The sequence below is a fragment of the Povalibacter sp. genome (assembly GCF_036520495.1).
Taxonomy (GTDB): Bacteria; Pseudomonadota; Gammaproteobacteria; order Steroidobacterales; family Steroidobacteraceae; genus Steroidobacter.
The window spans coordinates 1-14948 of record NZ_DATDJO010000055.1; the positions used below are offsets into that span (position 1 = coordinate 1).

The window sequence follows — 14948 nt, forward strand, 5'->3', positions numbered from 1 at the left end:
TCTATCGTTGCTGGCAGACCCGGATGCCTTACGATGAATCGACCTACCTCATCGCGCTGCAACGCCGCGGCTCACCGTTGCTCAAACAGCTTGGAGCAACCCAGTGAATACTTGACGGAACAGCTCAGGGCGTGAAGCGGACATTCCTGCTGTGGGACGGAGCCGGTAAGCGACCGGGCCAACGCCGCTTGCCGGCCCGCGGATCAGACCTCGGTCTGCTCAGCTATCTCGAGCGCATCATCCACTTCAATTCCGAGATAGCGGACCGTGCTCTCGAGCTTGGTATGCCCCAAGAGCAGCTGCACAGCACGGAGGTTCTTCGTTCGGCGATAGATGTGCGACGCCTTCGTTCGTCGCATCGAATGTGTCGAGTATGCGGACGGATCAACTCCCAGCGTCCGAACCCAGGTATGAACGATTCGCGCGTACTGTCGGGTCGACAGATGCCCGCATCTTCCGCGACGAGGGCTAGGGAACAGGAAGTCATCCGAACTTAGATGCTTCTCCTTGATCCACGCGGCGACGGCGTCCTTGGTCTGATCGGTGATTTCGAACTGGACTGGTCGCTTCGTCTTCTGCTGCATGACGATTGCTCGTGCGGCGATCCGATCGTCGTGGCAGATATCCCTGACTCGTAGCTGCATCAGATCGCACGCGCGAAGCTTGCTGTCGATGCCCAGGTCACATTGCCAGGTCGCGGACCTGTCCGGCCAACTGCAATCGGATGCGGATTGCCCAGACTTCCTTGAGCTTGAAAGGTGCCTTTTGACCGACGATCTTGCCTTTGTTCCAAGGCGCACGGTGAGATGTCTGGTTCGTGTCCATGGTGGTGGGCTCCTATGGGTCGTATGGGGGGCGTGATCTTCGCCCCGAAGCTGCCATCTTTGCGTAGCACTCGCGTTCGCCACCCACTGTCTTTCATGGGAAAGCTCTCCGACTGATTCGAGTTGCGTGGTGGGACTTCAGAGGGTCGCCGCATGGACATAATTTGCCGGTGTCGCTTCTTCTGGATTTCCGTCACAGCACGCGAAGATTTTTTTACTACTCCGCATATACCGTTCAGCCATTCGATGAATGCATCGATGCGCTCTTGACGTCGCAACGATTGCTCACGCAAAGCTTGCGCGCGCTGATGAACACAGAAGTTCATCAGCGCCACCAAGAAGAATGACGCTGGGAGAAATTGTTTGTGAGAAGGATTCTTGAGGCATTGATGCTTCCAAGTGCAGAACGGCGCGAACTGTCGGCGCTATTCAATCCAGGATTCAGGCTGACTGATTAACTCGAAGACAGTCATCAACCATGGGCGATCGCTCGCCTGGGGTTGGGCTGACCTGGCCTGAAATCAGTCGTCAACAACTACTGTTGCGGAGCTTCCCTATGAAGGGTTCTGTGCGGGCGACTACGCTCGTGTTTCGCTCGATCGTGCTGCTGTTGTCAGTGTTCGTTTGCCCGCTTGTGCACGCGGCCACCACGACCTACGCCTATGACGCGCTCGGCCGTCTGGTACAGGTCGAAGGCAGTGCGAATGGCTCGGCCGTCACCTACACCTACGATGCTGCGGGCAATCGCATCCAGACGACGTCAAAGTCCGAATCGATTCCACCCGCGGTGCCGATTGGACTCACAGCTACCGCGGTATCGCCCACGCAGATCAATCTTTCGTGGTCCGCAGCGACGGACAACGGTGGCGCCGGTGTTGTTGGCTATCGGGTTTATCGCAACGGCTCGCAGATCGGTACAACCTCGTCGACCTCCTACGCCGACGCCTCGCTCGTGAACGCTACGACGTACACCTATCAAGTGGCTGCATATGACGCGGCCGGCAATCAGTCGGCACAGTCCGCCAGTGCGTCTGCAACCACACCGGACGGTACGCCGCCGTCTGTCCCCGCCAATCTCACTGGCTCGGCAGCTTCCGGTACGCAGATCAATCTGAGCTGGTCGGCATCGACAGACAACGTCGGAGTCGCGGGTTATCGCCTCTATCGTGGTGGAGCTCACATCGCCTCCAGCGCCGGCACGGCCTATTCGGATACCACCGTCGTGAGTGGCGGCAGCTACAGCTACACCGTAGCCGCGTATGACGCCGCCGGAAATCTTTCAGGCCAGTCCGCCGCACGAAACGTGACGACGCCCGACGACGTTCCGCCTTCGAATCCCGCGGGCCTGTCCGCCACAACCGCCAGTCCGTCGCGAATCAATCTCTCGTGGAGCGGGTCGAGCGACACGGGCGGCTCGGGCTTGGCGGGCTATCGCGTATACCGGAACGGCTCATTGATCGCGACCCCTGCCGCAACGAGCCTCGCCGATACGGGTCTGTCGCCCAGTACGGGCTACTCGTACTCCGTCGCCGCGTACGACAACGCGAGCAACAGTTCAGGTCAGTCGAATGCCGCCAGCGCTACTACCTGGGCTGCTGTCACTGCCAGCTTGAGCGCCAGCAGCTGGCGCTGGGTGAAGCGTAATACGAACCCCACCCAGATCGATCCGCCGGTGACCTGTAGCGGCTCCGGCGGCTCCGGCTCCGGATATACCTATGCATGGCAGTGGGTCTCCGGCGACTCGCAGACCACAGCCGTCAGTCCGGCATCGAGCAGCACCTCCTGGACGCGCAGCGTCCCCAACACGCAGGCGACCTATACCTCCGTGTGGCGCTGCCTCGTGACCGACAGTTCGGGAAATACGGGACAGAACACGGTGACCGTCGAGTTCGTCAGACACACGACGCAATGATCGACGATTGTCGTAAACACGGATTGAGGCAAAGCACGATGCAAGCGAGATCGAACAAGAAAGTGAACAGTGCACGATACGCCGTGATGGTGGCCGCAGCGTTGCTGAGCACGGCGCTGCACGCGCAGGTGGTGGAAGTGCCAGAGGTCATTTCGCCGTTGCGCGCCGAGACGGACCACAACGGTGTGAACGTCATTGGCGGCAAGCTCACCATCGGGGTGCCGGTGCTCTCGGTTCCCGGCGCACCGAACTTGAGATTCGACCGTGTTCAGAACGTGACGCCGTATGTGAAGGGAAAGATTTCGGGCAGCGACAGCGCCACGGGCAATCACTCGGTGCACACCGGCACGGGCACGTCGGAAGCATTTCAATGCCTTGATCTTCTGGACTGCCACAGCGTGACTGGCACTGGTTCGGTACTCAAAGGCAGTGGACCCTTCACTTTCCGCCAGGCCGGCTCAGGCGCCCTGTACAAGTTCGACCTGAAGCACATCAAGACGACGACCTCGAATCCGAACACGGTGATGTACTACGCCTCGCGCATCGAGTATCCGAATGGCGAGACGATTACCTATACCTACGATACCGCGGCGCTGTCGGGAGTGACCTACTATCGACCGACGCAGATCACGAGCAATCTTGGCTTCTTCATCACGATCGCGTATCACGGCAACACGCTGGGCGTGGATGACTGGGGTGGCGTCAGCGAAGCAGCCCTCTACGCGAGCGCGAATCCAGGCACGCCACTGGGGCAGCTTACCTACAGCACGACAGGCACGACGACTTCGATCACCGATCTCGGCGGACGGGTGTTCTCCTGCCAGGGCTGTGCGAATTCACTCGGCACGAACATGGAAACTGCCTCCGGCATGGCGCAGTTGCCCGGAGAAGGGGCGTCCCTGCAAGTCACGGCACTTTCAGGTGACCCGCTGGTTGCCTCCGTGACGAAGGATGGGGTCGCCTGGAACTACAGCTATACCAATCTTCGCCATCCTCCTACCTCGTTGACGACGTACGTATACGACCGCGTGACCGTTACCGGCCCGAACGGCTACAACACCGCCTACGACATGATCCAGTCCGATCAGCGCAACGTGATCAGTCAGATCACAGACTCGATCGGCCGTCAGACTTCATACGAGTTCGACCTCAGTTATCGGGTGACTCGCATCACCTACCCTGAAGGTAATCAGGTCAGCGTCACCTACGATGATTCTGGAAACATCGTCTCCCGAACCCAGCAGTCCAAGCCGGGCTCCGGCCTCGCGACCATTTCCGAGACGGCCTACTATGATCTGACCGGCTGCGGCCTCGTCGCCACCAGCAGCGCGCTGTGCTATCGACCCCAATGGTTTCGCGATGCCCGCAACAATCAGACGGATTTCGTCTACAACGCCGCGGGCCAGATGACCGAGCGGACCGATCCGGCCGACCGCGACGGCATCCGACGCAAAACGTACATCACGTATGAGAACTCAACCGGCATCAGCCGACCTGAAGTCGTGCGCGTGTGCGGTGTGGGAACGAACTGTGGAACACTCGAGGAGATTCGCACCGAGTACGAGTATTGGGGCAACACCTTGCTTCCCAGCGTGGTGCGCCGGATCGACGCGGCCCGAGGCAAAACCCTGGAGACCCACTACGCCTACGATGGAGCGGGACGCGTGCTCAGCGAAGACGGCCCTCTGGCCGGCACGAATGACGCCAGGTACTTCCGCTACGACGTGAACGGCCGCAAGGCCTGGGAGATCGGGCCGCTCGGCGATAACGGATTCCGCAACGCCCGGAAATTCACGTATCGCAGCGCCGACGACAAGCTGCGCATCACTGAAGCTGGCACCGTCACGGACCCGAACAGTCCCTCGCTCGTGGTGGCCACGCAAACGAACGTGACCTACGACACTCACCGCAATCCGGCGACCGAGACGGTCTCCGACGCTGCCGCCACCTACAGCCTGACCCATCGATCATTCGATGATGCCGGTCGGCTTCAATGCGAGGCGCGTCGCATGAACCCGGCTGCCTTCGGCTCACTGCCGGGCGCCTGCAATCTGGGCGCCGAAGGCAGCTTCGGCCCGGACCGCATCACGCGCAACCTCTACAACGCGGCCGGTCAGCTGCTCACTATCCAGCGCGCCTACGGCACGGCACTGCAACAGAACTACGCCACCTACACGTACACGCCGAACGGCCAGCGCGCGAGCATTACGGACGCCAACGGCAACCGCGCCGAGCTGCGCTACGACGGTCACGATCGCCAGAACCGCTGGGTGTTCCCGTCGAAGACGACGCCTGGAACGGTCGACGAGAGCGACTACGAGGGCTACACGTACGATGCTGCGGGCAACCGCCTCTCACTGAGAAAGCGCGACGGGCAGACGCTGACCTACCAGTACGACGGCCTGAATCGACTGAAGACAAAAACGGTGCCCAATTCGACCACGGGTGCTGCCGGCTACGTCGTTGAATACGGCTACGACGTGCAGGACCTGCAGGTGTTTGCCCGCTTCGACTCCACCTCGGGCGCAGGCATCACCAATACGTTTGATGGCTTCGGTCGGCTGCTCACTTCCACGAATACCCAGGGCGGCATCAGCCGTACGCTGCAGTCTGGCTACGACGCGGGCAGCCGGCGCACGCGGCTGACCTTCCCGGACGCCCACTACTTCACATATGGCTACGACGCGGCCTCTCGGATAGGTTCGATCCTTGAGGATGGCGGCACCACCATCGTGAGTGTCAGCTACGACGCGCTGGGCCGTCGCGCGGACGCGTGGTTGGGTGGGGCGGTGATGAGCACGGAATACGACGGTGCCTCCCGCCTGTGGAAGTTGACCCATGAACTCAACGGCTCCAGCGCGGATCAGGTGCTGGAGTTCGGCTACAACCCGGCCTCGCAGGTGATCTCGCGGATCGAGAGCAATCCAGCGTATGCGAACAGCACGCCGGATGCGATCCGAAGCTACGCTGTCAACGGGCTCAACCAGTACACCAGCGTGGCTGGCGTCGTTCATATGCACGACCTGAACGGAAATCTAACCTCGGATGGCGCGACGAACTTCGTCTATGACACAGAGAACCGGTTGGTATCGGCGAGCGGGGCGAAGAACGCGACGCTGACGTATGACCCGATGGGTCGGCTGTTCCAGGTGTCCAGCGGCGGCAACACGACGCAGTTCCTGTATGACGGGGATAGTCTCGCCGCCGAGTACAACGCAGGCGGCGCAATGCTGCGTCGCTATGTGCACGGGCCGGGAATAGATGAGCCGATGCTGTGGTACGAGGGCGCCAACCTCACCACGCGGCGCGGGCTGCTTGCCAATCATCAAGGATCCATCGTCGGTATTGCCGATCCGAACGGTAACTCGGTGGGGATCAATGCGTACGATGCTTACGGCATCCCGAACACGGTCAACCTGGGGCGGTTCCAGTACACCGGGCAGGCGTGGATCGCCGATTTGGGACTGTATTATTACAAGGCGCGATTCTACTCGCCGACGCTCGGCAGGTTCCTTCAGACCGATCCGATTGGGTATGAAGATGATGCGAATCTGTATGCGTATGTCGGGAATGATCCGCTCAACATGTTGGACCCCGCAGGCACGTGTAGTACCGGATCGAATATCAAGGGTGTGGAAGCATCAGGGTGCAAGGTTCTTGGATTCATACGAACAGAGAACACAAAAAACCAGGCCGGCGATCCTACGCACGATACGGCGGACATAGAAAATGAATCTGGATCTGCGATGCCTGAGTCGTCAGATTCAGAGCTTGCCGTTCATGAAGATTCAATCGATGCAAAGATAAAAGCACTCACGGTTCGCGGTGACGTAGAGGGACTAAAGGGGCTTCTGGAGGCCGCAAATCCGCAGCAGGCGAGGCTGATATCCAACGGAATTCAAAGACTGGAGAGCAGGGCCGCAGACATCATCGCGAAGGAACTCAAAGGTTCGGTGAATCGCGAGTTTCCAACCCACTTGCGAGATAAGTCTTTGAATGAAATATATCGCCTTGCTCGTGGGGGCGACCCAGATGCGCAGACTGCGCGAAAGTTGCTCACGGACAGTAGATTCAAGAAAGGTAGGTAAATATGTGGTTCGCAGTAAGTCTGTTTTACGAGAGTCAGCACTCTCCGGACTTGAGATCTAGTCCTTTATGGGAGGAAAGCATCTGCCTGGTTGACACGCCAACGCAGGAGGATGCCGTACTCGCCGGAGAGGAGATTGGCAAGCGGCGGGCGAGCAGCTACTTAGTCGATAGTGCAACCGTTTCCTGGGTCTTCCGAGGGGTCCAACGGGCGTACCCAATCGAGAGCGATGAAATTGCTTCGGGGGTCGAGGTCTTCTCGAGATTCCTTAGGGACTCGGAAGCACAAAGCTTACTCACGCCATTCGAGGACGAATAACTGAACTACCGCGCGCTTTCCGTCCGATGCTAGGGCTGCGGATTTCGACACATCCGATGCCGCCCGCCTCCCGCACCGGGTACGGTCGACGAAGCGACTGCCGGTTTCCGGGCCGGGTGCGGATTAGCAGAGCTGAACGTGAGATATCGGCCTCCGGTTCGCAGTCCGCGATGTCTGCTTCTGTTAAGGATTGTTCTCTGTTAAGGATTGTTCGATGCCTGCCCGTGCGAGCTGACCTCACCAAGCACGACACAGTTTGAAGGGCAGGCGTTGGACAATCCCCAAGGGAGGAAACCGCGGGAGTGTGCTGATGAGGATCAGCAGCGGCGAGGTGCTATGGCGATTTGAATGGTCGCGGTGCCGTGTGAAGGGTTAATCGTGGCGTCGAACTCAACGGTGCCAGCGCCATGGTGTGCTGCGAAGTCAAGCGATCCTGCGTTCTGTCGTCGCGGGGGCGTGCAAAAGCCGAGCATTGCATGTGACGAGGCAACGATCGTTCGCATCGGCACTGTTCGATGAATGCCAACGGAGAAGTTCTGCGTGTTGAGCGCCTGACGCTCATGGTGAGCTTTGCAAGCATGGCGGAGCACGGATGTTCGGCGCGCGCTCGAGTGTGTTGATGACGATCATCGGCGCGCCGCAGTGTCGGCAAATGAAGGTCGGTCGCAGAGGACCGTTCCCGGTGTGGGCTGCCTTGGGGCTGGCGGGAGCTTCGGGTGCTGAGGTGTGCAGTAGCTCGCGTGCTGTGGCGATATGTTTTTTGCGGCCGCCGTTCGCGAGCAGACCATAGTGGCGGATGCGGTGAAAACCGCTGGGCAACACGTGCAGCAGGAAGCGGCGCATGAACTCTGCGGCATTTAACGTCATCGTTTTGTAGCGCGTCCTGCCCTGGGCTCGGTAGTCCTTCCAACGGAAGGTGACGCCACGCTCGTCACAGGCGACGAGCCGTCGGTTGGAGATAGCCACACGATGGGTGTAGCGCGATAGATACGCGAGAACTGCCTCGGGTCCTGCGAATGGGCGCTTGGCGTAGACGATCCACTCACACTGACTCAGCGGCGCGAGCCAATCGGCGAAGGCCGCTGTGTCGGACAGATCAGCGTGCTCGCCGAAGAATGTCAGTCGGCCGTCGCGATGAGCGTTCTGGAGTTCTTCGAGGAAGCGGCGTCGAAATAGGCGCGACAGCACGCGCACAGGAAGGAAAAATCCCGGTTTGCAGGCGACCCATCGATCGGCATCGAGCGCGAAGCCGCCGCCGGGGACGATGCCGTGCACATGAGGATGGTGAGTCAGTGCGGAGCCCCAGGTGTGCAGGACCAGCGTGAGGCCGATGCGCGCGCCCAAGTACCGAGGATCGGCGGCGATCGTGCGCAGTGTCTCGGCGGCGAGATCGAACAACAAACCATAGATGAGCACCTTGTTGGTGTAGGCGATGGCGCTGATCGGTGCCGGCAGGGTGAAGACCACGTGGTAATACTCCACGGGCAGCAGATCGGCTTGACGCGCCTCGAGCCAGCGTTGCGCGGCACTCGCTTGGCACTTCGGGCAGTGTCGGTTGCGGCAGGAGTTGTAGGCGATCTGCGGTTGCGCGCAGGCCGAGCAACGCAGCGCATGTCCGCCGAGGGCGGCGCTGCGACACTGCTCAATGGCCGACATGACCTTGAGCTGGCCAAGACTCAGGTGACCACGCGCTTGTTGCCGCCAAGCTGGCCCGTGATCGCGGAAGATATCCGCGACCTCCAGGGCGGGGCGTTGCACGAACGTGTCCTACGAGGATCGGACCGCCTGCAGGGGACTGATAACTTGGCGCAGGATCTCGGTGGCCACCTGGGTATACAGCGCGGTGGTCTCGAGCTTCTTGTGCCCGAGCAGAACCTGGATCACGCGGATATCCACCTTCTGCTCGAGCAGGTGAGTGGCGAAACTGTGGCGCAGGGTGTGCATTGAGACGCGCTTGTCGATACGCGCTATGACGGCAGCTGCGTGTACGGCTGCGTATTCCGCCTGATGCCGGCCACTGATTCCGCCGCAAGCCGGCCACCGATTCCGCGCCATGCCGGCCGGGTATTCCGCGGCATGCCGGCCACCCCCTGTGGGAGATCCGACACTTGCCGTGTGAGGCAGGGTAACCGTCGCTATCGTGCGCCCCTTTTGAGTTCCAGAAGGGGCGCAGTCGATGGCGCAAGAGAGGTTATCCATGCGGAAGATTCGCGAACTGCTGCGGCTGAAGTTCGATCTCGGACTGAGCATCCGCAAGATCGCCGCGAGCCTGGTCGTCGCACGCTCCACGGTGAAGGAATGCCTGGATCGGGCTGCAGCTACGGGCATCAGTTGGCCCTTGCCGGAAGAGCTCGATGATCCGCAGCTGGAAGCGCGCCTGTATCCGGTCAAGCCGCTCGCCCCCGACATTGCGCTGCCCGACTTCGCGCAGGTTCAGCGTGAACTGACCCGTCCGGGCGTGACGCGCCTGCTGCTGTGGCAGGAGTACAAGGCGCAGCATCCTGACGGCCTGCAGTACAGCGCGTTCTGCGATCAGTATCGACGATTCTGTGCCGCCGCCGATCCGGTGATGCGCTTCGAGCATCGCGCCGGCGAGAAGTGCTTTGTCGATTACGCCGGCCAGACCGTGGGGATCATCGACCGGCACACGGGCGAGATCCGTGAAGCGCAGATCTTCGTCGCCGTGCTGGGCTGCTCCAACTACACCTACGCCGAGGCGACCTGGACGCAGACGCTGCCGGACTGGTTGGGCGCGCATGTGCGGGCGCTGGAGTTCTTCGGCGGCGCCCCGGGTGCGATCGTTCCCGACAACCTCAAGAGCGGCGTCGATCGTGCGCATCGCTACGAACCGGACCTGAACCGCGCCTACGCCGAGTTCGCCGAACACTATGGCGTCGCGATCCTGCCAGCACGGGTCAGAAAGCCGCGCGACAAGGCCAAGGTCGAGAACAGCGTGTTGATCCTCGAGCGCTGGATCCTGGCGCGGCTGCGCGATCGGCAGTTCTTCTCGATCACGGAGCTGAACAGTGCGATCGATGCGCTGCTGATGGAGAGCAACGAGCGGCCGTTCCAGAAGCTCGATGGCTCACGACGCTCGCGCTTCCTCGAGCTGGACCAGCCGGCGCTCAAAGCGCTGCCCGCCCGTGCCTACGAGTACGCGCAGTGGAAGTGCGCCAAGGTCCATCCCGACTATCACATCGAGGTCGAGCACGCGTACTACTCCGTGCCCTACAAGCACATCGGTGAGCGTGTGGAGGTGCGCATGACCGCGCGCATGATCGAGATCTTCGCCCGACGCCAACTCCTGGCCTCGCACGCACGCCTGTTCAAGCACGGCGCCCGCGCCACCCTCGATGCGCATCGACCGGCCAACCATCGCGCCGTGATCGACACCACGATCGAGCGGCTGCTGGCGCGCGCGCAGGTGATCGCACCCGCCGTTGCCGCGGTGCTCACCGAGCAGTTCAACCGCAAGCGTCATCCCGAAGAAGCGTTACGCGTGGCACAAGGCATCTTGCGTCTCGCTCAGGACTTCTCACCCCAGCAGCTCGCCGCCGCCTGCGAACGCGCGCTGGCGCTCAAGGCCTGCAGCTACCGCAGCGTGCGTGCGCTCATCACCGCGCCCGCCGCCACCGAACCTGGCGATACCCGTCAGTTATCCCTCGTGCACGAGAATGTGCGCGGGTCCGACTACTTCCACTAACCGACAACGGAGATCTTGATGTTGATCGAACCCATGATCCAGCAACTGCAGCAGTTGCGCCTGCGCGGCATGGCCGCGGCTTTAGAGCAACTCCTCGCCAACGCACAACACCAGAGCCTGAGCTTCGAAGAACGCATGAGCCTGATGATCCAGCACGAGATGACCGAACGCGACTCCAAGCGCTTAGCGCAGCGTCTTCGCTGGGCGAAGCTGCCGCAAGCCGCGGCGCTCGAAGATCTGGACACGCGGACTCCGCGCGGACTGGATCCCAAGCTCATCGCGATGCTCACCGCGCTCACCTGGATCAAGGACAAGCTCAACGTACTGATCACCGGTCCCTGCGGCGTCGGCAAGAGCTTCATCGCCAGTGCACTCGCGCATGCGGCCTGTCGCGCAGACTACTCGGTGCGCTCGTATCGGCTGCCGCGGTTGGTCGAAGAGCTCACGCGTCATCACGCACAGGCCAATCGCTCGGCGTTCCTGAAGCAACTCGCCAAGGTCGATCTGTTGTACATCGATGACTTCGGCCTCTCTCCACTCGCCGATCAATCCAAGCGCGATCTGCTGGAGATCCTGGAGGATCGCTACGACAAGAAGTCCACGCTCATCACCAGCCAGCTGCCCGTCGATCAGTGGCACGCCTACATCGACGAACCCACCCTCGCCGACGCCATCCTCGATCGGCTCGTGCATAACAGCTATCGGGTCAATCTCAAAGGCGGCTCGATGAGAAAACACAAGCGCTCGGCCACCACCGACGCTCACGGCGGTTGACGCCACCGCCACTCATCCACCACAGTCACATCACCCTGACTCACCCGGCCGGCATGCGCCGGAACAGGTGGCCGCCATCACGCGGAATCACCGGCCGACATCGGCGGAATACGCATGTACGGCGCGGTTCAGCTGCCGAGTGGTCAGTGGATCGATCGGGTTGCGTCCGGGAAACAGCTAGCAACGGCCTAACGCCCGAACCAGACGAGCATCCCGGAAGTTGAATCATCCGCTATCAACGCGTCCACGCCTGCTCGCGGGACGGCACTCTTTCTACCTGTTTGGGAGGCCGCTCCCGATCGAGTGGCGGTGGCGGCATGCCGGCCACAAATCGACGGACACTCTCCGCCAAGCTCCGATCACCATTGCGCTCGAGCAAGCTGGCGGCCGCGTACCAGCCGCTCTCGACGTTCTTCCGAATCTCCACAAGCTTTTCTCCCCCTGGCGACTTCGGCATGGGTCGCGTCGAGTCTTGGACTCGATAACTGAGCACTGTCGACGCACGCCGCTGCGCAGCTCGATACAGTCCATCCTTCAACGTTCGCCCCTCCCTGCCGCGAACCGCACGCTCGGTGGCGTTCGCTTCAACACCCTGTTCGCGCAAGTGTCGCGCGAACTCATTGCGCCATGCTCGGAGCGTCTCCTTGCGAATGTTCAAGCGAACACCGTCCTCGCTCACCGCCTTGACGACCACATGCACATGCGGGTGCGGCTCGTCCGTGTGGAGTACCATCGCGTATCGATGCTTCAGTCCAAACTCCTCACGCGCGAAGTCTCGCACTGCCGACAGAACTTTCTTCGGCGGCGTCCCTGGCGGCATTGAGAACACCAGACGATGAACGAGTTTCGGCGGCTTCCGGCGGTGTACTGCAAAGAGGTCCGCCATCTTCCGATGCTCTTCGAGGTCCAGATCCCAACGGTTGAACAGATGCGTACCTGTACCCTTTCCCAAGGCCCGACCTTCGTCGCTCTCAATCTCCAGCTCGCCCTTTCTGTCGATGTAGTTGAAGTGAGCAATCACACCCTGCCGACTGCACCCACCCGCGCCGCCGGTCACCTTGACCATCACCTCAGGCGCGTAGCCAACGGTGCGACGTATCTGCTCGATATGCGCCGGGCTCAGATGCATCGACCCCGGGCCGCGACGCCCGTGGCTGACGATGTTCAGCAGTGACGGACCCCGCTCAAGACGAAACGGTCTCATACCCGAGCTCCCAGGAACGCGCGTTGGCTTTCAGCAAGCGTTTCGTGTGGGCGTGAAGCGCCTCGCATGCCTTCAGGATCGATTGAAGCAACCCTGTGTCGACGTCCGGCACCTTGCCTTGCTGATGCGCAAGCCGGACGAGCTGATTCATGTTTCTGCCGAGCATGCCTAGTTGAGCGAGGGACTCCTTGAGGGCTTTCAACTCCGCCTTGGGCAATGGAGCAAGAGAGCGCAGGTGTGCGCGCAGCAGGACTGACACGTAGGTCGCAGTGGCCATCTGTCGCGCTGCGGCGCGTTCGATCAGCAGTAGCTGGTCATCGGGATGCAGGCGCACCGTGAGCCGCGCACCTCGCAAGCGTCGAGGCGCTCCCAACTGTGCATTGGCTTCAGTTGGATTGACGCTGTGCAGTGCCATCCCAACGAGCCGCTTCAGCAGCACCGACTCACTCACCTGCTCCTGTTCAGCCAGCACGCGGAAGCGCGCCTTGGTCAGTGGCGTGACTCGTGCGCCGATGAGTTCTGTGCAAGCCATGGCTCTATTGTTAGCGCATAGCCGCCGCGAAGTTATCCTGCAATCACTACCAATTCGTGCCGAAACTCCCACAGACTATTCGCAACGAATTTGCTATTACAACGGTGAACGCTGGCTTCCTTGGCTTTGCGTTCTGATTCTGAGGAGGTTTGATTCAACTCCCAGTCGAAGCGGCGACCGCCGGTGCTGATACACCGACGGGCGCCTAACCACCGCCCTACCTGACTAAGAGGTACGACCATGGCTACGCGCGATTGTATCGAGGCCCCAAACCTGGGCTTACGTAATTATCCCGACCGGCTGCATTGCGGTCTCCAACCAACGTTCTTCCATACATTCTCAGTCCGGGAATCCGACCCTGAGAACGGCGCCGAATTGTTGGGACGGTTCAGTGATGCCCGCGACTTCCTGCAGTGCGCACTGACCTCACTAACCGCCCGAGATGAAGGCTGTTTCTACAGTCCGGAGGTCACCTGCCTGCAGCACGGTCTGGAGCTTCTGCGTAAGGCCCACAACGACCTCGATCTATGGCTGATCCGCGAATCCCCACCGCCCCGGGCTTAGCGCAAAGTTGTGTGCGACAACCCGGCCGTGACGCCCATCCGCCACGGCCGGGCCGGGCCGGAACCTATCTATAAGAGTCCCCGTTCAGCCATAAATGTTGAGCTCTCCATTTTTTGCAGAACGTGGACTTCTCTGAAATGTGGAGTTGCGCCGCTTGGCGCTGGGTTCTCCCGTGCAATTGTGCGGGAGAACTTCACATCTATTTCTCCGGGTGGCAGCCATCCGATGACGTCTGATCAGTAGAGGAGAAGCCCTCCCGCCTCGTAGGTGGCCAAGTCCATCGGAAAGACGTGCGCGCGTGCCTGGCGTTGGAGGTCCAGGCCGGCGCTGCATAGCGCATCGTCGCACTCGGACGGCTGAATTCTATGTGGAGCAAGCGGCCGGAAAACCGGCGCATACGGCCACGCCGGTCATCCAGCTCCACATATTAGAGAAGTCCACGTTCCGCAAAGGACTCCACCGTGGCATCCCCCACGATCAGATGATCGATGACCCGGATGTCCACCAACGCGAGCGCCTGCTTGATCCGGCGGGTGACCAGCTCATCGGACTGCGATGGCTCGGCGACGCCGGACGGATGGTTGTGCACCAAGATGACGGCCGCCGCATTGTGGGCCAGCGCCTCCTTCACCACTTCCCGCAGATGGATACTCGCGCCGTCGATCGTGCCTCGAAAGAGTTCCTGGCACGCCGTCACCCGATTGCGATTGTCGAGATACAGACAAGCGAACACCTCGTGCTCGATACCTCCAAACCGCACCGCCAAGTATTCGCGGGTCACCCTAGGATTCGATAACGCGCTCGAATGAACGATTCGCGCCGACAGGATCCGCAGGGCTGCGGCGACGACGTCATCGTCACTGACCTCGACCTGACACTCACCTACTCCCCTCGTGAAGCCCGCGCTGAACCGCGGCTCGGCGACTCGCAGTGCACCGGAATGCGAACGGACATTGAAACAACGAGCGCTGCGTTTGGAAATGTTCATGGATCGATCTCCTCTGCAGGCGGGATTGCCTGTCGGAGATCC

General features: G+C 61.0%; 9 protein-coding genes and 3 pseudogenes. 6 read left to right on the forward strand and 6 right to left on the reverse strand.

The annotated features are described in order from the left end of the window. Positions 1–203: 203 nt before the first annotated feature. A pseudogene (locus VIZ63_RS18505) lies at positions 204–825 on the reverse strand (tyrosine-type recombinase/integrase). Positions 826–1380: 555 nt separating this feature from the next. Between VIZ63_RS18505 and VIZ63_RS18515 the strand changes: the two are divergent. The 3 genes from VIZ63_RS18515 to VIZ63_RS25685 are packed head-to-tail and all read left to right on the forward strand — an operon-like array spanning position 1381 to position 7141. Then, positions 1381–2736 (forward strand): fibronectin type III domain-containing protein, encoded by a 1356-nt coding sequence (locus VIZ63_RS18515; protein ID WP_331611195.1) that lies wholly within the window; start codon positions 1381–1383, stop codon positions 2734–2736. A gap of 38 nt (positions 2737–2774) precedes the next feature. Then, positions 2775–6824 (forward strand): RHS repeat-associated core domain-containing protein, encoded by a 4050-nt coding sequence (locus VIZ63_RS18520; RefSeq protein ID WP_331611196.1) that lies wholly within the window; start codon positions 2775–2777, stop codon positions 6822–6824. Positions 6825–6826: 2 nt separating this feature from the next. Next, positions 6827–7141: a DUF4288 domain-containing protein gene (locus VIZ63_RS25685; protein WP_414703814.1), complete on the forward strand. Its 315-nt coding sequence runs from the start codon at positions 6827–6829 to the stop codon at positions 7139–7141. 558 nt (positions 7142–7699) lie between these two features. On the opposite strand, the gene VIZ63_RS18525 is transcribed toward VIZ63_RS25685, so the two are convergent. Together VIZ63_RS18525 and VIZ63_RS18530 are read right to left on the reverse strand one after the other, a co-directional pair. Next, positions 7700–8899, reverse strand: a complete 1200-nt coding sequence (locus tag VIZ63_RS18525) for an IS91 family transposase (RefSeq protein WP_331611197.1) — start codon at positions 8897–8899, stop codon at positions 7700–7702. Between the two features lie 9 nt (positions 8900–8908). Continuing rightward, positions 8909–9133: pseudogene (locus tag VIZ63_RS18530) on the reverse strand (tyrosine-type recombinase/integrase); the annotation flags it as partial. Between the two features lie 205 nt (positions 9134–9338). On the opposite strand from VIZ63_RS18530, the gene istA reads away from it, so the two are divergent. Both istA and istB read left to right on the forward strand, forming a co-directional pair. Further along, the gene (istA, locus tag VIZ63_RS18535) at positions 9339–10844 is read left to right on the forward strand and encodes an IS21 family transposase (RefSeq protein WP_331611198.1); all 1506 of its coding nucleotides are present in this window, start codon (positions 9339–9341) and stop codon (positions 10842–10844) included. A gap of 18 nt (positions 10845–10862) precedes the next feature. After that, the gene (istB, locus tag VIZ63_RS18540) at positions 10863–11618 is read left to right on the forward strand and encodes an IS21-like element helper ATPase IstB (RefSeq protein ID WP_331611199.1); all 756 of its coding nucleotides are present in this window, start codon (positions 10863–10865) and stop codon (positions 11616–11618) included. A gap of 235 nt (positions 11619–11853) precedes the next feature. On the opposite strand, the gene VIZ63_RS18545 is transcribed toward istB, so the two are convergent. After that, on the reverse strand, positions 11854–12747 hold the full coding sequence (locus tag VIZ63_RS18545; RefSeq protein WP_331611200.1) for a relaxase/mobilization nuclease domain-containing protein: 894 nt from the start codon (positions 12745–12747) through the stop codon (positions 11854–11856). A gap of 55 nt (positions 12748–12802) precedes the next feature. Next, positions 12803–13354: a hypothetical protein gene (locus VIZ63_RS18550; protein WP_331611201.1), complete on the reverse strand. Its 552-nt coding sequence runs from the start codon at positions 13352–13354 to the stop codon at positions 12803–12805. A gap of 240 nt (positions 13355–13594) precedes the next feature. Here VIZ63_RS18550 and VIZ63_RS18555 point away from each other — a divergent pair, with 240 nt between their 5' ends. Next, entirely contained in the window at positions 13595–13918 is a 324-nt protein-coding gene (locus VIZ63_RS18555) for a hypothetical protein (RefSeq protein ID WP_331611202.1), read from the forward strand. Positions 13919–14345: 427 nt separating this feature from the next. Here VIZ63_RS18555 and radC read toward each other — a convergent pair. Then, a pseudogene (gene radC / locus VIZ63_RS18560) lies at positions 14346–14801 on the reverse strand (RadC family protein); the annotation flags it as partial. Between the last annotated feature and the right edge of the window lie 147 nt (positions 14802–14948).